Below are 24,809 nucleotides of genomic sequence, written 5' to 3' on the forward strand. Positions count from 1 at the left end.
CGCCTGCTGCGGTTGCTCTTACTTCCCACCTGGCACTACTTCCTCTGGAACTCACGTCCCAGTCTCCAGGTGTCCACGATCAAGGGGAAGGTTCAGAATACTGCAAGGGCCGCGAACCTCCCCGTTCCACGCGTGTGGCCCGACGCCAACGACAACCTGGTCACCATCGCGGGAGGCAGCGGGTGGGCCGTGGTCGACGAGGCTCCCGGACGGGTGAACCCCTCGGCGATGACGGTCCCCCTCGCCGAGCACATCGGCGTCGTCATGGGACGCATGCACCGTGCGCTCGCCGCGTACCCGTTGCCCGGGCGCGTGCAGCAGACCCGCTGGCGGGCCGAGCCCGTCGAGGACGCTGTTGCGAAATGTGACACCGTGATGACCAGAGCCACGCGCCAAGGCCACGACGGTCTCGACCAACTGCGCGTCGACCTCGACCAGCGGCGTGAGGACCTGCGCGCCCACGTCCACCTGTTGCGGGAACACCTGCCCGCGACGCTGGTGGAACAGGCGCTGCATGCGGATCTCAGCCGCACCAACCTGATCACCCTCGCCGATGCCGTCACCGGCGTCATCGACTTCCGCTGCGCCAACGCTATGCCAGCCTGGGAGTTGGGGCGGACGGCTTTCGACCCGCGCACCGTCGCCACCAGTACCGAGTGGGGGGCTTGCGCACTGGCGATGGCCAGGGCCTACCGCTCGGAGCACCCCAGTCTCCCGATGCGGGAGGTGCGGGCATGCGCCCGGATCGCGCTGCTGTACATGCTGTTCAGCTTCTACGGCGCCACCACCGCCGAGTACGACCTGCCGCTCAGTGACCGCGGTGCCGTCGAGCGCCCTGGGCTGTCCGGAAACGGCCCGAACCAGAAAACGGCCCCTCCGGGATCACTCGACGGCTGTCGGGCCGTCGGGATCGAGTGTGGTTGAGGTGACCGGAAAGGGAGCTGCGGAGATCGCGGATCGGTGACCTGTTCGGGAGTCACGCCCGCCGTGGCTATGCCCATCCGTGCGCGCTGACGTTCCTACAGCTTGACTGTGGGAACGGGCGCAGCACACGACCAGGCGGCACCCCGGACGCGCTGTTGCGGCGGCGTCGCCATGGTTGCGGGGTCGCGGAGCCGGGGCTCCGAGCGGGACTTGAGATCAGCTGCGGCTTCCGGGCGGGACTTGAGATCAGCTGCGGCTGTCGGTGAGGTCTGCCAGGAGCGCGGTGATCACGCGGTCGGTGGAGGCGGCCATGTCGACCGAGTCGGGGGCGAGCAGCCACTGGATCTGGAGGCCGTCCATGACGGCGATGATCGCGTTGGCCGCGTCTTCGATGTTCACGTCCGTCCGGATCTCGCCGAGTTCGCACGCTTCGGCGAGGGCCTCGGTGACGAAGACGCGCAGTCCGGTGTAGCGGTCGCGGAAATAGTCCTGCGCGGGGTGGCCTTCGGTGACGCTCTCCGCCGACAGGACGGCGTACAGGCGGACGATGCCTTCTCGGTCGGCGTTACGGCGGGCCGTGTCGACCAGGTGACGCAGAAAGGTCAGGCCCCGAGGGCGTTCACTGCCGAGCTGTTCGATGTCGGTTTCGTCGCGCAGGGCGAGGACGCTGGTGAGCAGCTGGGCCTTGGAACGGAAGTAGTGCAGGACGCCGGCCTGGGTGACTCCCGCACGGTCGGCGATCTCCTGCAGGGAGGCGTTGTTGTAGCCGCGGGCCGCGAACGTGTCCATGGCGATCTTGAGGATCTCCTGCCGCCGCTGCTGGGCTTTGAGGCTCTTCCCCGCGCGGGGCTGGCGTTCGCCGTTCGGCCTGCTCTCGGTCACCGTGCGGAGTTTACGGGGCTGTCGATCAGTGGTCACGTTCACATCAAACCCGGGAAAGAACTTACGCACAAGCACTTACTAAGTACTTAGTAAGTGTGCTTTCCTGCTCCCGTTCCGCCTGCTTCGTGCCGCACCGCGGCCTGGAAGGACGAGCATGAGCTGCCCTGCCCTCCCCGATGACACCGAGCTGTCCGACCGCATCCGGACCCTGGACCTGGAGTCCAAGGTCCGGCTGCTGACAGGCATGAGCCTGTGGAGACTCCCGGCCGAGCCCCGCCTCGGTCTGTCGGCGGTGACGATGTCGGACGGCCCGCAGGGAGTACGCGGGACCGGCGACGACCCGGCCGAAACCGGTCTGCTGGCCCCGGCGCCGAGCGCGCTCGCGGCCACCTGGGACACCGAACTCGCCGAGCGGCTGGGGAACCTGTTCGCGACGGAGGCGCGCCGCAAGGGCGTCGACGTCGTCCTCGGCCCGGTGGTGAACCTCCAGCGCACCCCGGTCGCCGGACGGCACTTCGAGTACTTCTCCGAGGACCCCTTGCTCACCGGCACCCTGGCCGCCGCCCTCGTACGCGGTCTGCAGAACCGGGGCGTGAGCGCGTGCCTGAAGCACTTCGTGGCCAACGACTCCGAGACCGACCGCACCCGCTACCGCTCCCGGCTCGACGAGCGCACCCTGCGCGAGGTCTACCTGGCTCCGTTCGAGCAGGTCATCGCCGAGGCCGAGCCCTGGAGCGTGATGGCCGCCTACTCGGGTGTCGACGACGGCACCGAGTCGGCGCCGATGACCGAGAACGCCCGGCTGTTGCGCGAGGTGCTGAAGGAGGAGTGGGGTTTCTCCGGGCCCGTCGTCAGCGACTGGGCCGCCACCGGCTCGACCGTGGCCTCGGCGGTCGGCGGCCTCGACCTGGCGATGCCCGGACCCGAGCCCCTGTGGGGCCGCCCCCTCGCGGAGGCCGTCCGTGCGGGCGAGGTGGACGAGCGGCTCATCGACGACAAGGTGCTGCGGCTGTTGCGCCTGGCCCGGCACACCGGCCGGCTGGGCGAACCCGGACAGAACCCGGAGGCGCCCGCCGTCCTGACGGGGCCCACGCAGGAGGAGTTCCGACTCCTGCGGGAGGTCGCGGCCCGGGGGATGGTGCTGCTGCGCAACCAGGGCGAGCTGCTGCCGTTGGCACTGGGCGGCCGCCGCGAGCAGGCGGACCTGTCGCCGGCGCCGGAGGGCAGCCGTGACGAGGCAGACCTGCCGCCGACGCCGTCGCCGGAAGGCATCCGCAGCGTCGCGCTGATCGGCCCCAACGCCGTGGCGCCCTACCTCCAGGGCGGCGGCAGCGCCTTCGTCCCGGCGGTGCGCACGGTGTCGTTCGAGGACGGGCTGCGTGCCGCGCTCCCCAAGGACGTGCACCTGTCCGTGCACCGGGGCGGCGACTCCCGCCTGCGCCCGCCCTACCTCACCGACGCGCTGCTCACCGACCCCGACACCGGCACCGTCGGCGTGTACGCCGACCACCTCGACGCCGACGGTCATCGCGTCGGCGGCCGGATACGCCCCTCCGGTGACTGGAGCGGATACAGCGACTTCGGACCGGAGACGCACCGCGTGGTGCTCCGGACCGTACTGACCCTCACCGAGCCGGGCACGCACCGCCTGGAGATCGGGTGCGTCGGCCGCTACAGGGTGACCGTGGACGGCGAGGAGGTCCTCTCCGGGGATGACGACCGGGGCGTGGAGCTGATCCTCGACTCCACGCACAACAACCCGACCCTGCGGAGCATCGACCTGGAGGTGGGGCAGCACCCGCGCCGGCTCTCCCTCGGTGTCGACCTCACCGTGGTCGAGCCCGGCGGCTACGACCGCTTCGTCACCGCCCAGCTGCGCCACGCCCCGCCCGGGTCCACGCCGTATGAGGAGATCGCCGAGGCCGCCTCCGCGGCGCAGGCGGCCGATGTGGCCGTGGTCGTGGTGGGCACCAACGAGGAGGTCGAGTCCGAGGGCTGGGACCGCACCGGCCTCGACCTGCCCGGCCACCAGAACGACCTGGTCCGCAAGGTGCTCGCCGCCAACCCGCGCACGATCGTCGTCGTCAACGCCGGCGCCCCCGTGCTGCTGCCCTGGGCCGACGAGGCGCCTGCCCTGCTGTGGGCGTGGCTGCCGGGCCAGGAGGCCGGGCACGCCCTGGCCGATGTACTGCTGGGCCGCATCGAGCCGTCCGGCCGGCTGCCCTGGACTCTGCCCGCCCGCGCGGAGGACGTCCCCGTACCCGACGCCGTGCCCCGCGACGGTGTCGTGGACTACGACGAAGGCGTCCACATCGGCCACCGGGCCTGGGACAGGGGCGGTCTCGTCCCGGCCTTCCCGTTCGGTCACGGGCTTGGCTGGACCCGGTGGACCTACGAGTCCGTGGCCGTCTCACAATCGTCCGTCTCCACCGATCTGCCCAGCCCCGCAGGTGGAGACGGGCTCAACCTGACCGTGGAACTGACCAACACCGGGCCCCGGGCCGGTGGCGAGGTCGTCCAGGTCTATCTGGAGCCGCCCCACGACGGCATCGACCGTCCGGTGCGCCTGCTCGCCGGCTTCGCGACCGTCCGGGCGGCAGTAGGTGCCCGTACCACCGCCGACCTGCGCGTGCCCGCCCGCGCCTTCCAGGTCTGGGACGCCGACACGGGCGGCTGGCGCACCCCTCCCGGCCGCTACCGGCTGCACGTCGGGCGCTCCAGCCGTGATCTACGCCTCACGGCGGAGGTGACCGTCGACGACAGCGGGTTCCACGCCGCACGCTGACCCACCCGGCTTCACCAGGCACCACCAGCCACCCCTTGACCTCGCCACCCCCTGCTTCGCCTGTTCAACCGCAAGGAGCCGCACCATGAGAACCACCCGTCACACCACCAGAACCCTCCGGATAGCCTGCGCCACCGTCGCGGCCGCCCTGCTGGCCACCGGCTGCGGCCGGAGCGACGACTCCTCGACCGCCGACGCCCCTACGCAGATCAGCAGTGGCAAGGCCAAGGGCAAGCTGGTCATGTGGTCCATGGGCGACAAGGCCGACAAGCCCCTGCAGGAGCTGGCGAAGAAGTTCGAGCAGCAGAACCCGGACGTGTCGGTCCGGATCACCGCCGTGCCGTGGGACGCCGCGCACGAGAAGCTCACCACCTCGATCGCCGGCGGCAACACCCCCGACATGTCGCTGATCGGCTCCACGTGGATGGCCGAGATGGCCTCCATGAACGGCTTCCAGGCCACCCCGGCCTCGTTCGAGTCGTCGGCGTTCTTCCCCGGCCAGTGGGACACCACGAAGTACAAGGACACCTCCTACGGCGTCCCCTTCACGGCCGACACCTCGGTGATCTACTACCGCACCGACATCACCACGAAGGCGGGCATCAAGGGTGCCCCCGCCGCCGACTGGGACGGCTACCTCAAGGACCTCAAGGCCATCCAGGCCGCCGCGGGCAAGGCGAACCCCAAGCTGCGCCACGCCACCCAGCTGCAGACCGGCTTCAACTCCTGGCTGTTCTGGCTGCCGCTGGTGTGGCAGCAGGGCGGTGACATCTACGACGCCGGGACCAAGAAGTTCACCTTCGATTCACCCGAGGTCACCAAGGCCCTGGAGACCTACGGCGACATCTTCAAGGACGGCCTGTCGCCGAACGACAAGACCGACTCCGGCCAGAACTTCCAGAACGGGCTGATCGGCACCGTGCAGCAGGGCGCCAGCACCGGCGGCAACCTGCACCTGAACGCTCCCGAGCTGGACAGCAAGTGGAAGACCATGCCCCTGCCGCAGGGCGAGCAGGCCGCCGGTCTGGCCGGCGGCAGCGACCTGGCGGTCTTCAAGGACGCCAAGAACGCGGACGCGGCGTGGAAGTTCGTCCAGTTCCTCACCGACGCCAAGAACCTCGCCGAGTACGCGGACGCCACCGGCAACCTCCCCGCCGTCGTCCAGTCCTGGTCGGAGGGGAAGCTGAGCGAGAACGAGGACATGGAGGCCTTCGAAACCCAGCTGAAGGTCACCAAGGCCCCGCCGGCCATCACGACCTGGCAGCAGGTCGCCGACACCATCGACAGCGAGCTGGAGAAGCTCGCATACGGCAAGGCCACCGTCGCCGAGACGCAGAAAACCCTGCAGTCCAAGGCCACCAGCATCGGCACCGGCCGCTGAACCGCCCCCGCAGCATCCCTCGTACGGACGGATGACAACCATGCCCACGAGCACCATCGCCGGGCAGGGCACCAAGGAAGGCGACGCCGCCGGCCCGCAGCCGGCGGCCCGCCGCAACTCTTTGCCACGGCGCACCGCGCAAGGCCGCCAGACCCGCGCCGCGTGGAGCCTCGCCGCCCCGTTCCTCGCCCTGTTCCTCGCCTTCATGCTGCTGCCGGTCGCCTGGTCGATGCTGATGAGCCTGACCGACACCAAGAGCGCCGACCTGCGCACCCCGCTGAGCGTGTCGTTCACCGGCTTCGGCAACTACGTACGGCTCTTCCAGGACCCGCAGTTCTTCACGGCCCTTCAGAACACCGCCGTGTTCGTCCTGATCGGCCTGCCCCTGACCCTGGCCGCCGGGCTCGCCGCGGCGGTCGCCCTCGACCGCGGCATCCGCCGCTTCCGGGCCGTCTTCCGGGTCGGCTTCTACCTGCCGGTGATCACCAGCGTGGTGGCGGTCGCCGTGGTGTGGAAAACCCTCTTCGAACCCCAGGCGGGCCTGGTGAACACCGTCCTGGCCTGGTTCGGGATCGACGGCCCGGCCTGGCTGGCCGACACCCGCTTCGCGCTGCCCGTCATGATCCTCATGGCCGTGTGGCGCAACCTCGGCACCGTCATGATCATCATGCTGGCGGGCCTGCAGTCCGTGCCCCACTCCCTGATGGAGGCGGCCGAACTCGACGGCGCTGGGCCCTGGCAGCGGTTCTGGCGGGTCACCTTCCCCCTCCTGCGCCCGGCCCTCCTCCTCACCGCCGTGACCACCGGCATCGGCTACCTGCAGTTCTTCGACGAGCCGTTCGTCATGACCGACGGCGGCCCGCTGGACTCCACCCTGTCGGCCACGCTGTACGCCTACAAACAGTTCGGCAACGGCAACTACGACATGGCATCGGCGGCCGGCTACGTCGTCTTCGTCCTGATCATCGCTCTGACCGTGCTGCAGTTCCGCGTACTGCGGGACAAGGACTGATGCCCCATGACCACCACACTCACCTCCGCCCCCACGCAGTCATCGGCCGTTGACACGGTCCTGCGGCGCCGCCGCATCCGCCGGGAGTGGGGCCGGCCCTGGCTCTACCTGCCGCTCACCGGCCTGCTGCTGCTCATGGTCACGCCGTTCCTGTGGATGCTCTCCGGGTCGTTCAAGCCCGAGGCCGACATCCGCAAGATCCCACCGGACCTGGTCCCCACCCGCCCCACGCTCGCCAACTACCGGGAACTGCTCGGCACGCTGGACTTCACGAGCATGTTCGCCAACTCCGTGATCGTGGCCCTGGCCGTCACCGCCGGGAACCTGCTCTTCTGCTCCATGCTCGGGTACGCCCTGGCCAAGCTGGAGTTCCGCGGCAAGCGCGCCGTGTTCACGCTGGTCATCGCGACCCTCATGGTGCCGGGCCTGGTCACCTTCGTACCGCTGTACGTCTTGGTGTCCAACATGCAGCTGACCGGTTCCCTGCTCGGGTTGATCCTGCCGTTCCTGGCCACCCCCTTCGGGGTGTTCCTGATGCGGCAGTTCATCTCCACCCTGCCCGACGAGCTGATCGACGCCGCCCGTGTCGACGGCTGCCGTGAGCTGGCCATCTTCTGGAAGATCGTCCTGCCGCTGACCAGACCGGCCCTCGCCACCCTCGGGATCATCACCTTCCTGGGCTCCTGGAACAACTTCCTGTGGCCGCTGGTCGTGGCCCAGAACGAGAGCCAGTACACCCTCCCCGTCGGCCTCGCCCTGGCCAGCAGCGGACAGGACTTCACCCGCTTCGGCATCCTGCTCGCCGGCTCCGTCGTCGTCCTGCTCCCGGTGACCATCGTCTTCCTGCTCTTCCAGCGCCACTTCGTCGCCGGTATCGCCACCACCGGCCTGAAGTGACCTCAGCTCCGGCGCCCTTACCGGGCCCCCACGCGCCGGTTTCGTATCACCCACGTCATGCACGCGAGCCGCCGTGCACGGCCGTCATGCCCGCCCGCAAGGAGCCGCACCATGAGAACCGCCACCCGGCAACGGCGCCGGACCGCCCTGGCAGCCGCCGCGACCCTGATCGCCACGCTTCCCGTCCTCCCGGCAGCTGCCCCGGCCTCGGCCAACGGCGCGTCCGGTAAGGCGTCGGTCTGGCTCACCGACCTGTCCACCGACACCCACCTGGCCAAGCAGCCGTCCGTGACTTGGAAGACGGGACGCGCACCGTCCGGCTCATCCGGCTCGACGATCACTGTGGACACCACCCGCGCGTACCAGCCGATGACTGGCTTCGGCGCCTCGTTCACCGACTCCTCCGCCTGGCTGATCGGCACCAAGCTAGACAAGACACAGCGCGCCGCACTGATGCGCGACCTCTTCAGCCGCCGCGACGGCATCGGCCTGAACGTCCTGCGCCAGCCCATGGGCGCCAGCGACTTCACCGTGAGCGGCAACTACTCCTACGACGACCTGCCCGCCGGCCGGACCGACCCCGAGCTGACGCAGTTCACCGTCGACCACGACCGCTCGTACACCATCCCCCTGCTCAAGCAGGCCCGCAGCCTCAACCCGCAGCTGGCCGTCATGGCCACCCCGTGGAGCCCGCCGGGCTGGATGAAGACCAGCGATTCGATGATCGGCGGCCGGCTGAAGGTGGACGCCTACCAGCCGTACGCCGACTACTTCGCGAAGTTCCTCAAGGCGTACGCGACGGCTGGCGTCCCGGTCCGCTACGTCACCCCGCAGAACGAGCCGCTGCACGAACCGTCGACCTACCCAGGCATGTACCTGCCCGCCGACCAGCAGAAGACCTTCGTCACCGACTACCTCGGCCCGACCCTGAAGAAACAGGGATTGTCCACCGCCATCCTGGGCTACGACCACAACTGGGACGTCACCAGCTACCCCGAGTCGCTGTACGCCGACCCGGCCACGGCCCGGAACGTCGCCGGTACGGCCTGGCACTGCTATGCCGGCGCCGAGTTCGTCCTGAACCAGACGGCCGTCCACAACGACTACCCCAACAAGTCCGCCTTCCAGACCGAGTGCTCCGGCGGCAACTGGGAGGGCGACGAGAGCGGCGCCTTCGCCGGCGTCATGGACAACGTCATCAACGGCCCCCGGAACTGGGCCCAGAGCATCGTCCGCTGGAACATCGCCCTGGATGCCGACGGCGGCCCCAGGAACAACGGATGCGAAGGCTGCCGCCCGGTGGTGACCGTCGCGCAGAACGCCGACGGCAAGTGGTCGTACACCCCGACGGCCGACTACTGGGGACTCGCCCAGGCCAGCAAGTTCGTCCAGCCCGGCGCCCGCCGAGTCGCCTCCAGCACGCTCGGTAAGGGCAGCGTCGAGGACGTCGCCTTCACCAACCCTGACGGCTCCACCGCGCTGGTCACCTACAACTCCGCCACCACCGACCGCACTTTCACGGTCCGCTGGGGCAAGCGTCACTTCACCTACACCCTGGCGGCGGGAGCAGCGGCGACCTTCAGCTGGAACGGCCAGCAGAGCGGCAACACCGCCCCGGCAGCCATCGGCTCCGTCGACATCCCCTTCCGCAACCCCGACGGCAGCCAGGCTCTGATCACCTACGACAACGAGCTCCTCGCCCGGCAGCCCCAGGTCCGCCTCGGCGACCGGTGGCTCGGCTACACCCTGCCCACCGGCGCCTCCCTCACCCCGTCCACGGGTGAAGCGCCCCTGGCCCGCGAGGGCTGGCAGGCAACAGCCTCCGCGAGCAGCTCGGACGACCCGCCCACCCAGGCCCTCGACGGCGACGCGGCCACGCGCTGGAGCTCCGGCCACGGCATGCAGTCCGGCGACTGGTTCCAGGTCGACCTCGGCTCGACCCGGACCTTCGACCAGCTCGTCCTGGACAGCAGCGCCTCATCCGGTGACTTCGCCCGCCAGTACGAGGTGTACGTCTCCGACGACGGCAGCAGCTGGGGCAAGCCGATCGCCACCGGCCCCGGCAGCACCGTTACACGAATCCTGCTGCCCACCACTACCGCCCGCCACATCCGGGTAGTCAACAAGTCCAGCTCCGGCAGCTGGTGGTCCATCCACGACGTCTCCGTCCTCGCCGTCGGGGGCAACGCAACCTCGAACCCCAAGGCGACCAAGGGAGTTCAGCACAAGAACGCTCAACTGCCCGACGGCACCCAACTGTCGGTGACATACAACTCCAGCAGCGGCACGGCCGCGTTCGACGTCCCGTGGGGCACTACGACGTACAGCTATCGACTGCCCGCAGGCGCCGCCGCGATCTTCACCACGCGGCCCTCCTGAAGCACGACCAGAACGCCTTCCCGCAGCCGCGGGCCCCGCACGGTGAAGCAAGCCGTGTGGGGCCCATCCCGCCGCACGAATCGACGGACGAGCCCCGCCGCAGAAAAGCTGCACCGCGATCTCCCAGCTGCCACCGTGGACGCGCCCAGGTACCCCCCTTCGCGCAGGGCCAGTGCGAGCACGCGGTCCCGTGTCCTACGGCTCAGATATCTCTCCTGGTACAGGGGGCGCGCCGTCGTCATCGCCGTGGCGGCACTGACGAACTGCTGCATCTGCGCGAGCCACTGTTCCCGTTCGGCAGCGGCAGCAGGATCCCGCGCGGGCCGGCTCAGCAGGTCTTCCGGTACGGAACATCCGGCAGGTACGTCCTCCAGTCGGCCCGCGACAGACCGGCCCCGGCGCGCTCGCACACCTCGGCCGCGACCCGGGCCGGGCCGATCTCGTACTTCTGGAGCCGCACATGAGCGCCGGCGGTGTAGAGCGTGGAGCCGTCGCGGCTGAAGTGGAGCGCGAGGAGTGCGTCCCCGGGGGTCATCAGCGGGCCTCCCAGCGGCTGGTTGGTGGCGACGTCCCAGAGCTGGAGCGTGCCGTCCGGCCCCGCCACGGCCAGCGTGCCCCCGTCTGCGGAGAACGCCAGCGCGGACACGGGTTCGGGCTCGCCCGAGCGCCCCCCGACCCCGCCGAAGGTTCCGGGCAGCACGCCCAGGCGCTTTTCGACCCTGCCGTCCCAGACGGTCACACGGCCGGAGGAGTCGCCGGCCGCAAGGTACCGGCCGTCCTTGCTGGCCACCAGCGCGGTGGCCTCCCCCTCCTCGGTCAGGGTCACCCGCCGGGTGACCTTCCCGGTCCGCAAATCCACGACCTGGCCCAGCGATGTGGCGAAGCTCTTCCCGTCGGCGCGCCATGCCAGGACGGACCCGCCGGCGTCGGCTATCGGCCCCGCCCCCGACGATTGGTGGCGCGGGTCCGTGACATCGATCCGGTGGCTGTCGGCCACCTGCCGGGAGACCAGCAAGGATGTCCCGTCCGGGCCGAAGGTGATGCCGACGACATCGGCGTCCCAGCTGAGATCCTCCTTCCCAAGGTCGCTGGACCCGATGTCGAAGCCGTTCGTCCTGCGTCCCGTCGCGAAGTCCAGCAGGGACACCCGCTCCGTCGGGCCGGACGGACGCATGATGTTGAGGCCGTACGCGAGAGCCTTTCCATCGGGGCGGAACGCCAGGCGCACGACACAGGACGCGCGCACGGACTGCGCACGCTGGAGCTCCGCCGACACCGCCGGATCCCCCGACTCCTCCGGCTCCTCGGACTCCTCCGGCTCCTCGGACTCCTCCGGCTCCTCGGACTCCTCCGGCTCCTCGGACTCCTCCGGATCCCCCGGCACGGGGGTGTCTCCATATCCGCAGGTCAGCTGCGGCAACTCCCTGACCACGGCGCCGCTCCGCCCGTCGAGCAGTTGGAGTACGGCGCTCCTCGCCCCGGTGCGTACGGCGGCCAGAGTGCGCCCGTCGGGGCCGAACTCGGCCGTGCTCGCGGAGTCCGGGTGCCAGCGGCCGCCGAGCACATCGTCCAGGGAGAGGGTTCGAACCACCGATCCCATGCCGCCGACATAGCGCACCACGCGCCGGTCCGAGTCCACCCGCACATCCCCGGCGGACTCGTTGACGAGCGGATACCGGTAGACAGGGTGGGCGGGCGAGGCGACCCGCCACACCAGGATCTCGTCGGTCTCCGCGACCGCGGCGAGCTTCCCGTCCTGGCTGAACGAGACTTCGTTGAAGCCTGAGTCGGAGTGCTTGATGCTCGGCGCTTCACGCCCCGTCGAGAGGTTCCAGAACCGGACTCCGGTCTCACTGAAGGCTGCCAGACCGCGTCCGTCCGGCGTGAACCGGATACCACTGTCACTGTCGCACAGCGCCCGCTGTGCCTTCCTGGTCAGCGGGACAGCCAGCTTCCGGCGCTTCGCGACGTCCCATACCTCCAGTGTGCCGCTGGTCTCCAGCCACCGGTCGGCCGTGCACATCGCGACCCGCCCGTCGTCGGGGGCGACCGCCGTGTTTCCGACGGAATGGTCGTCGTCGAAACGGCGTTCGAGTAGCGCCAGTCGGCGGCGCACGTCCCACAGCCGGACCATGGTCTGCCCGGATGTGCCGGAAGGGGTGACCTCGGTGACCTCGGTGAGCAGCGTTCGCCCGCTGGGAGAGAAGCCGGCGAGGTCCGCCCGCGGCAGACTCCAGTCGTCGGAGAGCCCCGGGGACAGACTCCGCAACCGCACCGGTCCATCACCCGCCAGGTCGTATTCCAGCAGGATGCCGGCGTCGGGGCTGAGGTCGTACACGAGGCTGTCCGTCACCTTCCCGACTCCCCCGACCGAGGCCAGCAGTTTGTGGGTGGTTACGTCCCAGCGGCGTATCCACCGTTTCCCGACACTGACCAGCGTGCGGCCGTCGGCGCTCAGCAGGTGCAGGGCGTCGGGGGCGTCGGCGTCCGTGTCCGGCGGGGTGAAGAGGCTCTGTTCCTTCTGCGCCTTCGCGCCGAGGAGCGCCGAACGGGTCTCGGTGGTGTCGGCCAGCCGGTAGGCGGCGACGCTGAGCCGCATCGCCTTCACCGGGTCGGAGAAGCGCATGCTGTCGGCGACGGCCGCGATCCGGCGGGCCTCGGCCTCCACGTGTTGGCGGTCGTTGGTGCGGTTCTGCTGCCAGGCGATGACACCGGCCAGCAGCGCGAGCGCGAGCAGTACGGACAGCGTGCCGGCCAAGCCGCGCAGCCGACGGCGTTCGCGGGTGCGGCCCGCTCTGCTGGCGGTGAGGAAGGAACGTTCCAGCCCGGCGAGGTCCTCGGTCCGTTCGGGTCCGGCGAAGAGATCCTCGGCGGCGGCCAGCCGGGTGCCGCGGTACAGGGCTCCCGGGTCGCGGCCGAGGTCGTCCCAGGCGCGGGCGGCCTCGGTCAACCGCCGTTGGGCACGCAGGCGTTCGCGGTCCTCCTCGATCCAGGAGCGCAGCCTTGGCCAGGCGGTGATGAGTGCCTCGTGGGCGAGGTCGACGGTGTTGCCGTCGAGGGTGAGGAGCCGGGCGCGGACGAGGCGTTCCAGGACTACGGCGGTGTCCTCGGGACGACCGGTGTCGAGTTCGGTGCGGTCGGCGGGACGGCGAGTGTCCTGGGAGCCCTCCCCGGGGGCGATCAGGCGGAGGAGGATGCGTCGGGCCAGCGCGGCATGGTCCGGCGAGAGGCCGGTGTAGACGTCCTCGGCGGTCTTGGCGACCGCGCCGTGCAGGCCACCGGTGGCTTCGTACGCCTCCATGGTCAGCGCCCGGCTGCGGCGCCGCAGCCAGGTCTCCCGCAGCACATGGGACATCAATGGCAGACCGCCGGGGGCGTCGGAGGCCTCGCGGACCAGCCGCGCGGTCAGTTCGCGCTCGACGATGAATCCCGCCTCGGCGGCCGGTTTGACGATCGCCTCGCGCAGCTCGGCGGGGCTCATCGGGCCGACCAGGAGGCTGGCCTCTCCCAGGGCCCGGGCCAGGGCGTCATGCTCGGCGCAGCGACCGTAGAAGTCGCCCCGCACTGCCAAAACCACCCGTAACCGGCTGTCCGGCCGAAGGGCGGTGAGCGCCAGGTCGATGAACGTGTTGCGTTCGGCGGGGTCGGTGCACAGGGTGAAGACTTCCTCGAACTGGTCCACGACGATCACCGTCTCGCCCGGTCCGTCGTTGGGAGTGAACACCGCGGTGTGGGTGCGGCCGGGGTGGGGTCCGGGTGTGAGGATCCGGATGGCCGCCGGGCGCGGTTGCGGGGAAGGCCCAGTCTGCAGAGCAGGGATGAGGCCGGCGCGCAGCAGGGAGGACTTGCCGCTGCCCGACGGGCCGAAGACCGCCGTGAACCGGCGGCGGCGGGCCAGGTCCGTGAGGTGGCCGGTGATCCGTTCGCGGCCGAAGAACAAGGCGGCATCCGTGGGTTCGAAGCGGGCCAGGCCTCGGTACGGTGCCGGGACACCGTCATCCGCACGCGGCTTGGTCGCCTCTTCCTCGGCGGCCAGGCGCCAGCGTTCCTCCCACGCCTTGGGGTCGCCACCGCAGGCCCGCACGTAAGCGAGGACCACCGGCAGGGTCGGCAGGTGTTCACCGGCAGCTGCCTGGGACAGGGTGCTCGCCCCATGGCCGGTGCGCCGGGCCATCGTCCGGTAGGTGGGGCTGCCGGCCTCGGTCCGCAGCTTGCGCAACTCGAACGCCAGCCGGGGCACCGGCCCGGCCAACGGGTCCAGCGGACTCTCCGGACGTCCTGCCATCGGCCACCCCATCCCCCCGCCTCCCCCGTGGACGCGGACGACCGCCCGCCAAGCTACGCACCCCCTCGCACCGCGGCAACCACCAGCCCCGGTTCCGGACCGGCTCCGCGAGCCCGCGCGACCGGCGGCACTCTCATTGATCAGGGTGGTGGAGCGGGCTGCCATCCAATGCATCACCCGGAAAAGTCATGGTCAGACGAGGCCGATGGCCAGGACGTACCCCTGGCCGATGTCTATCGGCCCTCCCTGCCGAGCTGCTCGACGGCTCAGGAAAGAGCACCTCATGCGTGTGATGCGACGCGGCGCGACCGTAGCGGCAGTGGTTGCGCTCTCCGGCGGACTGTTGGCCTCCGCCCCGGCGCGGGCCGTTCCGGCCGCCCATTCGGCCACCGTTCAGGAGGGAGCCGCCGCCGCGGTGTCCAAGGGCATGACCCGGCAGTGCAGCAAGGGCGGTTTCACCGGATACATCTACGTCAACTACACCATCCCGGGGTCCGGTCCGCAGAAGGTCAACTGGGTCCAATACAAGATCACGAAGGGGCGCAACCACGGCGGGAACAAAGCCGACGTCATGTGGACGGACGCCGGCACGCTCCCGCGGCAGGTCTACAAGACGGCCCGCGCCAAGCAGGACGGACAGTGGCACCGGCTGGGCGGGGCCTACACCCGCGGAAGCGGCAGCTACGGGTTCTCCTTCATCTTCGACAAGTCCAATGCCGGCGACCCGAAGTGCAGCAAGGCGCTCGGGACCCGTCTCCCTTAGTCCGAGTTCCCTGGATAAGTTGATCTTGGGAGGCGTCGCTGCAGGCCAGCATGGCGGGTTTGCCTCGCTTCAGGGCATCCGGTGGCCACTTTCCGAGCATCACCAGGGCCGCGCAACTTGCCATGTGCAGTCCGTCATCTGTCGGTAGCCTGCACGTAGGCGTCCTGGCCCTGCGTCAACGGTCCCAGAGGCTCCGCCCCGAGTGCCCGGGCGGGGCCTCTGCCCGTTGGAAGGGGAATCCGCTGCGCCATGGTTCGACCGTGCCCGTTGAGCTGGAGCGCCAGTCAGGATTCTGTACCGGGCAGGTCTCTCAACGAGCGGCAGGGACCACGTAGGGACCACAAGGACAGGAACCAACCGGCAAGGACCGCGTAAGGCCGACACAGGTGCACACGTCTGACCTGCAAGGACGCCGTGAATCGACGCAGACTGACAAGGGCCGCCAAGACTCCCAGAGGACTCATAATCCGTCGGCCGTGGGTTCGAGTCCCACCCGCCCCACTGTGCAGGTCTGTGACCTGCGGAAACGTCTCGGCAGGAGCACGGATTCAGGACTTTGGGTCAACGGACTGAATCCGCTGCTTGTGAGTTCAACGCCGTTGTGATCGGCGTCAGTTCGGAACACTTCGACCTGCGAAGACGTATCAGCCCAGTGCCGGGTCGGCCGCCGCAGGTGGGCTGTGGGGGTGGGTGGACGCCGAAGTTTGGACGATGATGGGACGCAGGTAATCGGAAAGGGTTGCCTGGGGACCTGCGTCCACGCTGCTCTGGCTGCCGGCGGCGGGGTCCTGCGGTGTGTGTCTGTCGGTCACCGCTGCTGTGCGACGTCTGGTCCGCTGGTCGGCTGCCCTGGCCCCGAGCTGTGCGTCGGGCGTCATGGCGCTGGGCAACGCCGTTACCCCGGTGAGAGGCTCGGACTCCCGCTGTGCTTTCGCGGAGTGCTACTGCCTGAGGTCGATCATGCGCACCGGCTGCCCTGTCGTGCGGGCGACGGTTTCGAAGTCGCGGTCGCAGTGGAGCAGCGTAAGCCCCGCTTCCTCGGCGGCGGCAGCCACAAGAAGATCGACGGGACCCGCGCTGCGGTGCTCCCCTTTGGCGGTCAGCTGTTCCTCCCTCCGGTCCGGCGTCAGCAGGCGGTCGAAGAGTTCGACGGGGCGAAGGCGTCGAGGCCGTGTCCGATCGAGTCGTGCTGACAGCCGTGAGGGTCGGCGGTCCGACGGCCGCGGGTCGCACGACGACCTGCACCCCGGCGTGCCGAGGTCAGCGGCTGTCCCACCGCGGTGTCCCATTCGGTCTGCGGCGGGCTCCGCAACATCTCCCGCGGGTAGGCTTTGCCTGATCAGGCAAAGTCTGCGGGGACGGGGCATGGGCGGGGTGGAGAAGACGCGGGGTGGCGGGGCCGAGCGGGCGACCTCGCGGGATGTCGCCCGGCTTGCCGGGGTGTCGCACACGGCCGTGTCCTTCGTCTTCAACGGGCGTGCCGAGGGCAACCTCTCCGCCGAGACGCAGGAGAAGATCCGCAAGGCAGCCGCACAGCTCGGCTACCGGCCGAACGCGGTCGCCCGTGGCCTGCGCCGACGTCGTACCGCCGTGATCGGTCTGGTGACGGACGAGATCGCCACCTCGCCGTTCGCCGGGCAGCTGCTGCGCGGGGCCATGGACACGGCGTGGAACAGTGAGCATCTGGTGCTCACCGTCGACTCCGGGCAGGACCCGGTCACCGAGGACGCGGCCGTCGCCGAACTGCTCGACCGGAGGGTCGACGGGATCATCTACGCCGCGCTGTCGTTGCGCCGCGCCCGCGTCCCGGAAGGGCTGCACCGCACGTTCGCCGTGCTCGCCAACTGCCTCCCCGCGGACGGCTCCCTCGCCGCCGTCATCCCCGCCGAGCGGGCCGGTGGCCGCAGCGCCGCGCGCGTCCTCCTCGACGCGGGCCACCGCCGTGTCGCCCTGGTGGGTGGCCTGGACGACATCGCGACCGCGGAGCGGCTGCGCGGCTTCCGTGACGCGCTGCGGGCGGTGGGGCTGACCGCCGAGAAGGACTGGCTCCTGCGGACGGGAGGGGAGATCTCCGCCGGGTACGAGGGAGCGTTGCGGTTGCTGGACCGTGTTCCCTCCGACCGGCGGCCCACGGGGATCGTCTGTTACAACGACCGGGTCGCCGCCGGAGTCCTCCACGCCGCCGCGCGCCTGGGCCTCGACGTGCCCGCCGATCTGTCCGTCGTCGGCTACGACGACCAGGAGCACATGGCTGCCTTCCTCAGCCCACCCCTCACCACGGTCGCTCTGCCCCACCGCGTGATGGGAGAGACGGCCGCCCGCCTGCTCCTGGACGCCATCGACAGCGGGACCGCGCCGCCCGTCACGACCCGGCGGCTGGAGTGCCCGGTCGTCATGCGGGGCTCGGTGGGACCAGCTCCCAACCCGTGACCTCGACGGCCGTCCCCGACACGGCCAGCTCCGCGACGTCGTCGCCGCGTCGGTACACCCGTTCCGTGGCCATCGCCCGGCCGCCCGCGAACAGTTCCAACAGAGAGCCGTCCACGAGGATCCGTACGGTGAGGGTCTCGCCCGGTGGGGTAGGCAGGACCAGGGGGGCCGTGCCGTCCGGGCGGGAGCGTGGCCAGGCCGTGCGGTCCAGGGTCACCGCGCCGGACGCCGGGTCGAGGCGCACGGTCAGCTCGGCTCCGGACGCGGCCCGCAGCAGACTCAACGTCGCCGCCGACCGGGCGGTCACCAGCAGGTCGTAGGAGAGGGGGAGCGGTCGATGCGGTCCGGGTGTGGCCGTGAACGGGACGGCCGCCCGGAGTAGTTCGAGCTCCGCGGCCGGTACGACCCGCAGCGTGCCGTTCTCGTGGGTGTCCACCACGCGTGGTGCCGTGAGGACGCCGGACCAGCCCGCGCGGTCCACCTCCTCGCGAGGGCGGGACTCCCAGGACCAGCCCCAGAGCAGGGCGCGGCCGGACTCCGTGTCCTGAAGGACGGAGGGGGCGTAGAAGTCACGGCCGAGGTCGAGGGGGCCGCCGCCCATACCGGCGACGAACCTCGGTCCACCGTCCCCCACCTCCACCAGATGCCCCGTGAGGTACGCGGTGCTCAGCGGGTCACCGTCCCACAGCGCCACCGCCAGCACCCAGTCGCCCCCGGGGGTCTCCCACAGCTGCGGGCACTCCCAGCCGATCGCCCGCGTACCGAAGGCGCGGGCCGCCGCCGGGTCCCGGCCGTCCAGCAGGACCCCGGCGAACCGCCACGCGTACAGGTTCTCGCAGTCGTACACCAGGACGGACGGGGTGCCGTCGGCGTGGCCGGCGCCCACCAGCGCCCAGCGGCGTCCGGCGAAGCGGAAGACGAACGGGTCCCGGAACATCGTCACGTCCAGGCCGGCCGGCGGGCCGGCGGCCACCGGCACCGGGAGTTGCTTCCACTCCTGAAGGCCGTCGTCCTCGGCCACGGCGAGACAGATCGCGCTCAGGCCCTGGTGGTCTTGGTCGATCCCGGAGTACACCGCTGTCGGTACGCCACCGTCATCCACCACGCAGCCGGACCAGCAGCCCGCCTCGTCCGGGCCGCCGGGCGCCGGCCGCAGGGCGATCCCGTGGTCGTCCCAGTGGGCGAGGTCGGGGCTGGAGGCGTGGCCCCAGTGGACGTTCGCGTGGACGGGGGCGTCGGGGTTGTGCTGGTAGAAGAGGTGGTATCGACCGCCCCAGCGGAACGGCCCGTTCGGGTCGTTCATCCAGTTGGCCGGCGGGCGGACCCTGAAGCGCGGGCTGTGGGCGTCGGTCGACCGGCTGTCGGAACTCAACGATTGACTCCTGCGGATGTGATGCCCTCGCGCAGAGGGCGCTGGCCGACGACGAACACGACGACGGCGGGGACCATGGAGAGGACGACCCCGGCGAGGACGACGGAGATCGAGCCGGTGCCGAGGTTGCCCTGGAGGGAGACCAGGCCCAGGGGCAGCGTGAGGTTCTCGGTGGAGGTTTCGAGGATCAGCGGCCGGAAGAACTCGTTCCAGTGGTAGTTGAAAGCCAGTACGCCGACGATGGCGAGGCCGGGGGCCGCCAAGGGGGCGTACACGGATTGGAAGACACGCCATGGGCCCGCGCCGTCGATCATCGCCGCCTCGCCCAGGTCCTTCGGCATGCCCAGGAAGTACTGGCGCATCAGGAAGGTGCCGAAGGCCGTCGGGAAGGCCGGGACGATGAGGCCGAGCAGGGTGTCGGTCAGGCCCATCGTCTTCAGTTCCAGGAAGACCGGGACCATCGTGACCTGCAGGGGCACCATCATCGTGGCCAGGACCAGCGCGAACAGCGGCTTCTTGAAGCGGAATTCGAGGCGGGCGAAGGCATAGCCCGCCAGCCCTGCGGTGATCATCTGACCGACCGCGATCAGCGCGGTCACCAGGGTGGAGTTCAGCGCGTACAGCCACACGTCGATCTGGTCGAAGACCCCGCGGTAGGCGTCGAGGGTGGGGTCCGCGGGGATGATCTTCGGCGGCAGGTCGAAGGACTCCGCCGGCGTGCGCAGTGACGTCGACACCGTCCAGATGACCGGGCCGAGCGTCAACAGGGCGCACAGCGCCAGGCCGGCGATCCGGCCCCAGGGCGCCAGGCCGTGCCGTACGCGTGACGCGGTGGGGCTCGTGCGGGGACCCGGCATCGAACCCGATGCCGGACCCGATGCCGAACCCGCGAGGGAACTCGTACTCATCTGACTCACCCGGCTCACTGGTAGTGGACGTAACGCCGGCTGAGCCGGAACTGGAGTGCGGTGACGGCCATGATCAGGGCGAAGAGCAGGACGCCCACGGCGGACGCCTCGCCGAAGCGGAGCTGCTCGAAGGCCGTCTCGTAGATGACCATCACGACCGTGCGCGTCGAGTCGCCGGGACCGCCCGCCGTGAGAACGTACGGCTGCTCGAAGACCTGGAGGGCGTTGATGATGCCGACCACGGACGCCACCAGCAGCGTGGGCGACAGCAGCGGCAGGGTGATGGCGAGGTGCTTGCGAACCCCGCTCGCGCCGTCCAGCGAAGCCGCCTCGTGCACCTCCTTCGGGATGTTGTTCAGGCCGCCGACGAACAGCAGGAACGAGAAGCCGAACTGCTGCCAGACGTACGCCAGGACCACGGCCGCCATCGCCCCGTTCTCCGAGGTCAGCCACGGGACCGAGGGGATACCGACGGTGCCGAGGAGCCAGTTCACGGGACCGAAGTCCTGGTTGAACAGGTACTTCATCACCACCGAGATGGACGCGGCGGACAGCACCAGCGGGAAGAAGAACGCCGAACGGAACACGGACCGCAGCCACTTGGGCATCCGGCCGTTCACCGTGATCGCCAGCGCGAGCGCGATCAGCAGCTGCAGCGCGACCGCGAGCACCATGAAGACGAGCGTGTTGCGGAAGGAGACGAGGACCGTCGAGTCGGTGAGGATTTCGCGGTAGTTGGCCGCTCCGGCCCAGCGCGGGTCCTCGATCACGTCCCACTGGAAGAGGCTGAGGACGACCGAGCCGACGATCGGTACGACCGTGAAGACGACGATGCCGACGACCGTGGGCGCGAGGAACAGTACGGCGAGCAGGCGGGCGCCCCGGGTGCGGATGGTGGTGGCGGCCGTGGACTCGGATGCCTTACGGGTCTGACCGGTCCTGCGGTTCCTGCGGCTCTTGCGGGTGCGGGCGGGCTCCGGCCCCACGGGCCTGATCTCGGTGTTCGTCACACTTCACGCTCCATGGCCTTCTCCAGGTCCCCCTGCAGCCGGCGCAGCGCGGGACGCACCGCGCCGGGGCTCGCTAGGGCGGTTCCGGTGTGCTTGATCAGCAGCTGCTCGACCTCGTTGACCTGCGGCGGGGCCGGGATCGGGCCGGTGGTGGGGATCTTGTCGAGAGTGTCGTAGAAGACCTGCCAGTGGGCCGGGCCGGTCTCCCGGTAGCGGGCCTGGTCGACCATGGAGCGGCGGGCCGGAGTGGTCTGGTTGGCTGCGAAGAGCTGGGTCATCACGTCTTTGCGGGCGGTGTACTTGATGAACTCCCAGGCCTCGTCCCGCATCTTCGACGTGCGCAGCAGCGCGTACCCGGCGGCGCCGAACTGGTGACGTCGCGTACGCCAGCGCGGGAAGTACCGGACGTCGTATTCGGTCGATTTCATGCCCGCCTGATGCAGGCCACCCGCCCAGAAGCCGCCCGCGGGTGTGACACCGACGCGGCCGGTGGAGAAGACGCCGACGAGGTTGCGGCCGTCGCCGCCCTCCGGCCGGGTGCACAGATCCTCCTGGACGAGGGAGGAGAGGTAGTCGTAGACCTCCGCGACGCGGTCGGAGTCGGCCAGGGGTGTCGTCCACCGGTAGCCGCCGCCCCGGCCGCGCCGCTGTGCCTCGGGATAGAAGGAGTTCCAGAGCCAGTCGCCGCCGGGGGCCTTGGACTCGGTGAGGAGGTTGGTGTCGTTGGCGAAGAGCCAGGGGACCACTCCGCCCCACAGCCGGTTGGTCCAGAAGTACGGGGTGAACCGGTCGCCGTTGCTGCGTTTCATCGCTCGCAGCAGCGTGGTGAAGTCGTCGTGGGTCCAGTCGTCGTCGGGGAGGTCGGCACCCGCGCGTTCGAGGACCCGGCTATTGAGGTACATGTCGGCCGCGTTGAACTCGACCGGCAGCTGGTAGAGGCTCCCCTCGTACATCATCGACTCGACCAGCGAGGGATGCACGTCGGCGAAGTACGTGCGCAGCTCGGCCGCGTCCCGCTTCGCCCACCGGTCCAGCGGTACGCCGAGCCGCCGGGCGAAGAGCTGCACGCCCTCGGTGGCGACGTACACGAGGTCGGGTGCCGTGCCCGCGGCGATCTGGGTGAGGATCTTGGAGAAGAAGTCCGACCAGTCGTAGGCCTGCACGGGGTTGATACGGATCTTGATGTCGGGGTGGACCTCGCGGAACCCATCGCGCAGGGCGCGTTGTGCCTCGGGGTTGAAGGCGGAGCCCAGGGTGGCGATGACGAGCGAGCCGTCGTCCCGGCCGGGGATGTCGGCGGCGGTGAGGCGGTCCCAGCCGGCCGCGACACCGGCGAGAGCGGCGGCTCCGGCGCCGTACGCGCCGTAGCGCACCAGGGCCCGGCGGGAGAGGAGCGAGTCGGTCATCGGCGAGCCTAACTCGTGTTAGCCGAAGTTTGATTCCTGATGATGAGAACCCCGCTGCGGCTCTGTCAAGGGATGTGCGCGGATGGGAAGTTACGTGAACGGACAGTGTGCGAGGGCTTGACCTTTAACGAGTTAGGTCTACGGTTCCGGTCAATATGAGCCGCGTCCCGACGACGACGTCGGGGAAGGGAGCCGCACGATGCGTGGCATGAAGAGGAGTTCGCTCGGCCCGGGGGAGACGCTGTCCAGGCGGTCGCTGCTGGCGGCCTCGGCCGTCGGCGCCGCCGGTGTTCTGCTGCCGGACCTCGTGAGACCGGCGGTGGCGGTGCCCCGTGAGGCGACGGCCGCGTGCACGGGCAGCTACCGCGCCGAGTACCACTTCACGGTCCCCGACCAGTGGATGAACGACCCGCAGCGTCCGGTCTGGATCGACGGCGAGTACCACTACTACTACCTCTACAACCCCGACTACTCGACGGGCGGCACGGCGGCCGGCACCGCCTGGCGCCTGGCCACCAGCACCGACCTCGTCTCCTTCACCGACCGGGGCATCGCCGTGCCCAAGGACACGACCCCCAACGGCGATGTCTGGTCCGGCTCGGCGGTTGTCGACACGCACGACACGGCGGGCTTCGGCGCGGGCGCGGTGATCGTCATCGCCACCATGGCGCCCGGCGAGACCCAGGCCCAGTACCTGTACTACTCGACGGACGGCGGCCGCACCTTCACGCATCACGGCACCGCCCCGGTCCTCCCCAACCCCGGGGTACGGGACTTCCGCGACCCCAAGGTGATCCGCGACGAGGAGCGCGGGCGGTGGGTGATGGCGCTCGCCGAGAACGACAAAGTGGGCTTCTACCACTCGGCCGACCTCAAGTCGTGGACGTACGTCGGCGGCTTCATCAAGGGCGGCATCGGCGTCCTGGAGTGCCCCGACTTGTTCCGGATCAGGGCGGACGACGGGATCTGGAAGTGGGTACTGGGCGTCAGCGCCAACGGCAAGGGCTCCGGGCTGCCGAGCACGTTCGCCTACTGGACGGGTTCCTTCGACGGTACGACCTTCACCGCCGACGCGTCCGATCCCCAGTGGCTGGACCACGGCTGGGACTGGTACGCGGCGGTCACCTTCGACAAACGTGACGCGAGCGGGGTCCTGGACCCTGACGCGCGGTATGCGATCGGCTGGATGAACCACTGGGACTACGCGAACACCACGCCCACCACGGAGTGCGACGGCTTCAACGGCACGGACTCGATCGTCCGCGAGGTACGCCTGAAGCGCGCGTCGGGTACGTATTACCTGGCGTCCCAGCCGGTGGCGGCCCTGGACGACCATGCGTCGCGCACGGTGGACCTCGGCGACATCACCGTCGCCGGCACGCGGCTGCTCGCCTACACGGGTACCGCGTACGAGCTGACCTGTGAGATCACCTGGGACCAACTGCTGGGCGTCGGCCTCCAGTTGCGGCGGTCGTCGGACGGCGGGCGGCACATCGACGTGGGAGTCTACGGCGACTGCGCCTTCGTCAACCGCGGTTACACCGTGAGCCCCGACACCTCCGGCCGCTGGCAGGAGAGTCGGACGCCGTTCGACCTGTCCGTCGGCACGGTCCGCCTGCGGATCCTCGTCGACCGCACGTCCGTCGAGATGTTCGTGGGCGACGGCCGCTACGTGCACTCGACCGAGGCCTTCCCCGACCCGTCCGACACGGGACTGGCGCTGTTCACGATCGACGGGCAGGCGGTGTTCCGGAACACGGTGATCCGGGAGTTCGAGGTCTGACCCGACGCGAGTGGGTTCGACACCACCTCCGCGCCGACGTGATCGCCTGACAGTCCGGTGTTCCCTGGCCGCCCGGAGGCGGTGTCAGGACGCAGCTGGGACGCAAGGATAGGAACAGGCCGATAAAGACGGAGGCGTGGAGACATGGCGCACTCAGTGTGGCCAGCAAAAACGTCACGAACGGCCGTTGATCGCCAAGGCCCGCCAAGATCCTCAAAGGACTCATAATCCGTCGGCCATGGGTTCGAGTCCCACCCGCCCCACCATGCGCGCCTCTGACCTGCGGAAACGTCTCATCGGGCGTGCGGATCAGGACTTTGGCCCAACGGACTGAATCTGCTGCTCGTGAGTTCAACGCCGTTACCGCTGGCGCTAGTTCGAACAGCTCTGCCCAGCACAGATGAGTCGGCTCGTCGCTGAAGCAGGCCGCTTGCAGGGGCCTCTGCGGGCGGCCGGAGGCTGGATTCGGGACGCTGGCAGGACGCAGGTCATCGGAAGTGACAGCATGAGACCGTCGCTCACGGCAGTTCTGGCTTGGTGGCGCCGGTCAGTGTGGTGTGGCGCGGAGATGCGGGGTGCTCCAACGTCTCAA

Annotated in this window: 15 protein-coding genes and 1 pseudogene; 9 read left to right on the forward strand and 7 right to left on the reverse strand. The window is 69.8% G+C overall.

Features of this window, described 5'->3' with window-relative positions; all coding sequences use genetic code 11:
* The coding region (locus ACFU53_RS04835) for a phosphotransferase enzyme family protein (protein WP_383986085.1) at positions 1 to 924 on the forward strand (924 nt) is incomplete at its 5' end.
* A gap of 246 nt (positions 925 to 1,170) precedes the next feature.
* Here ACFU53_RS04835 and ACFU53_RS04840 read toward each other — a convergent pair.
* Positions 1,171 to 1,719 carry a TetR family transcriptional regulator gene (locus tag ACFU53_RS04840; RefSeq protein ID WP_383986212.1) on the reverse strand — a complete coding sequence of 183 codons (549 nt, stop codon included), beginning with the start codon at positions 1,717 to 1,719 and terminating at the stop codon, positions 1,171 to 1,173.
* 241 nt (positions 1,720 to 1,960) lie between these two features.
* Here ACFU53_RS04840 and ACFU53_RS04845 point away from each other — a divergent pair, with 241 nt between their 5' ends.
* From ACFU53_RS04845 to ACFU53_RS04865, 5 genes are all read left to right on the forward strand, one after another.
* Positions 1,961 to 4,591, forward strand: coding sequence for a beta-glucosidase (locus tag ACFU53_RS04845; RefSeq protein WP_383986087.1), 2,631 nt, complete (start codon positions 1,961 to 1,963; stop codon positions 4,589 to 4,591).
* Positions 4,592 to 4,676: 85 nt separating this feature from the next.
* Positions 4,677 to 5,972, forward strand: a complete 1,296-nt coding sequence (locus ACFU53_RS04850; RefSeq protein ID WP_383986089.1) for an extracellular solute-binding protein — start codon at positions 4,677 to 4,679, stop codon at positions 5,970 to 5,972.
* 31 nt (positions 5,973 to 6,003) lie between these two features.
* On the forward strand, positions 6,004 to 6,984 hold the full coding sequence (locus tag ACFU53_RS04855) for a carbohydrate ABC transporter permease (RefSeq protein ID WP_383986091.1): 981 nt from the start codon (positions 6,004 to 6,006) through the stop codon (positions 6,982 to 6,984).
* Positions 6,985 to 6,990: 6 nt separating this feature from the next.
* On the forward strand, positions 6,991 to 7,881 hold the full coding sequence (locus ACFU53_RS04860; RefSeq protein WP_383986092.1) for a carbohydrate ABC transporter permease: 891 nt from the start codon (positions 6,991 to 6,993) through the stop codon (positions 7,879 to 7,881).
* Between the two features lie 111 nt (positions 7,882 to 7,992).
* Positions 7,993 to 10,260, forward strand: coding sequence for a discoidin domain-containing protein (locus tag ACFU53_RS04865; protein ID WP_383986094.1), 2,268 nt, complete (start codon positions 7,993 to 7,995; stop codon positions 10,258 to 10,260).
* 328 nt (positions 10,261 to 10,588) lie between these two features.
* Here the strand turns inward: ACFU53_RS04865 and ACFU53_RS04870 are convergent, their stop codons facing one another.
* Complete coding sequence (locus tag ACFU53_RS04870) at positions 10,589 to 14,545, reverse strand: DNA-binding protein (protein WP_383986096.1); 3,957 nt, start codon at positions 14,543 to 14,545, stop codon at positions 10,589 to 10,591.
* Positions 14,546 to 14,828: 283 nt separating this feature from the next.
* Between ACFU53_RS04870 and ACFU53_RS04875 the strand changes: the two genes are divergently transcribed.
* Positions 14,829 to 15,308, forward strand: a complete 480-nt coding sequence (locus ACFU53_RS04875) for a hypothetical protein (protein ID WP_383986098.1) — start codon at positions 14,829 to 14,831, stop codon at positions 15,306 to 15,308.
* Positions 15,309 to 16,249: 941 nt separating this feature from the next.
* Here the strand turns inward: ACFU53_RS04875 and ACFU53_RS04880 are convergent.
* Positions 16,250 to 16,501: pseudogene (locus tag ACFU53_RS04880) on the reverse strand (PIN domain-containing protein); the annotation flags it as partial.
* 172 nt (positions 16,502 to 16,673) lie between these two features.
* Between ACFU53_RS04880 and ACFU53_RS04885 the strand changes: the two are divergent.
* Positions 16,674 to 17,738 (forward strand): LacI family DNA-binding transcriptional regulator, encoded by a 1,065-nt coding sequence (locus tag ACFU53_RS04885; protein ID WP_383986099.1) that lies wholly within the window; start codon positions 16,674 to 16,676, stop codon positions 17,736 to 17,738.
* On the opposite strand, the gene ACFU53_RS04890 is transcribed toward ACFU53_RS04885, so the two are convergent.
* From ACFU53_RS04890 to ACFU53_RS04905, 4 genes are all read right to left on the reverse strand, one after another.
* Positions 17,701 to 19,110: a glycoside hydrolase family 32 protein gene (locus ACFU53_RS04890; protein WP_383986101.1), complete on the reverse strand. Its 1,410-nt coding sequence runs from the start codon at positions 19,108 to 19,110 to the stop codon at positions 17,701 to 17,703. The two genes, ACFU53_RS04885 and ACFU53_RS04890, sit on opposite strands and share 38 nt — an antisense overlap.
* Positions 19,107 to 19,967: a carbohydrate ABC transporter permease gene (locus ACFU53_RS04895; RefSeq protein WP_383986214.1), complete on the reverse strand. Its 861-nt coding sequence runs from the start codon at positions 19,965 to 19,967 to the stop codon at positions 19,107 to 19,109. Before ACFU53_RS04895 ends, ACFU53_RS04890 begins: the two co-directional genes overlap by 4 nt.
* A gap of 65 nt (positions 19,968 to 20,032) precedes the next feature.
* Positions 20,033 to 21,028, reverse strand: a complete 996-nt coding sequence (locus ACFU53_RS04900; RefSeq protein WP_383986102.1) for a carbohydrate ABC transporter permease — start codon at positions 21,026 to 21,028, stop codon at positions 20,033 to 20,035.
* Positions 21,025 to 22,434: an ABC transporter substrate-binding protein gene (locus ACFU53_RS04905; RefSeq protein WP_383986104.1), complete on the reverse strand. Its 1,410-nt coding sequence runs from the start codon at positions 22,432 to 22,434 to the stop codon at positions 21,025 to 21,027. The genes ACFU53_RS04900 and ACFU53_RS04905 overlap by 4 nt, the downstream gene beginning before the upstream one ends.
* Before the next feature lie 208 nt (positions 22,435 to 22,642).
* Between ACFU53_RS04905 and ACFU53_RS04910 the strand changes: the two genes are divergently transcribed.
* A complete protein-coding gene (locus tag ACFU53_RS04910; protein WP_383986105.1) occupies positions 22,643 to 24,217 on the forward strand; it encodes a glycoside hydrolase family 32 protein in 1,575 nt (524 codons plus the stop codon).
* The last annotated feature ends 592 nt before the right edge of the window (positions 24,218 to 24,809 follow it).

Source organism: Streptomyces sp. NPDC057474 (genome assembly GCF_042802555.1).
In the GTDB taxonomy this organism is placed as follows: Bacteria; Actinomycetota; Actinomycetes; order Streptomycetales; family Streptomycetaceae; genus Streptomyces.

Coding starts and splice junctions, on each gene's coding strand:
- ACFU53_RS04845 (WP_383986087.1), top strand. CDS start 1,961: ATGAGCTGCCCTGCCCTCCCCGATGACACCGAGCTGTCCGACCGCATC.
- ACFU53_RS04850 (WP_383986089.1), top strand. CDS start 4,677: ATGAGAACCACCCGTCACACCACCAGAACCCTCCGGATAGCCTGCGCC.
- ACFU53_RS04855 (WP_383986091.1), top strand. CDS start 6,004: ATGACAACCATGCCCACGAGCACCATCGCCGGGCAGGGCACCAAGGAA.
- ACFU53_RS04860 (WP_383986092.1), top strand. CDS start 6,991: ATGACCACCACACTCACCTCCGCCCCCACGCAGTCATCGGCCGTTGAC.
- ACFU53_RS04865 (WP_383986094.1), top strand. CDS start 7,993: ATGAGAACCGCCACCCGGCAACGGCGCCGGACCGCCCTGGCAGCCGCC.
- ACFU53_RS04870 (WP_383986096.1), bottom strand. CDS start 14,545: ATGGCAGGACGTCCGGAGAGTCCGCTGGACCCGTTGGCCGGGCCGGTG.
- ACFU53_RS04875 (WP_383986098.1), top strand. CDS start 14,829: ATGCGTGTGATGCGACGCGGCGCGACCGTAGCGGCAGTGGTTGCGCTC.
- ACFU53_RS04885 (WP_383986099.1), top strand. CDS start 16,674: ATGGGCGGGGTGGAGAAGACGCGGGGTGGCGGGGCCGAGCGGGCGACC.
- ACFU53_RS04895 (WP_383986214.1), bottom strand. CDS start 19,967: ATGCCGGGTCCCCGCACGAGCCCCACCGCGTCACGCGTACGGCACGGC.
- ACFU53_RS04905 (WP_383986104.1), bottom strand. CDS start 22,434: ATGACCGACTCGCTCCTCTCCCGCCGGGCCCTGGTGCGCTACGGCGCG.
- ACFU53_RS04910 (WP_383986105.1), top strand. CDS start 22,643: ATGAAGAGGAGTTCGCTCGGCCCGGGGGAGACGCTGTCCAGGCGGTCG.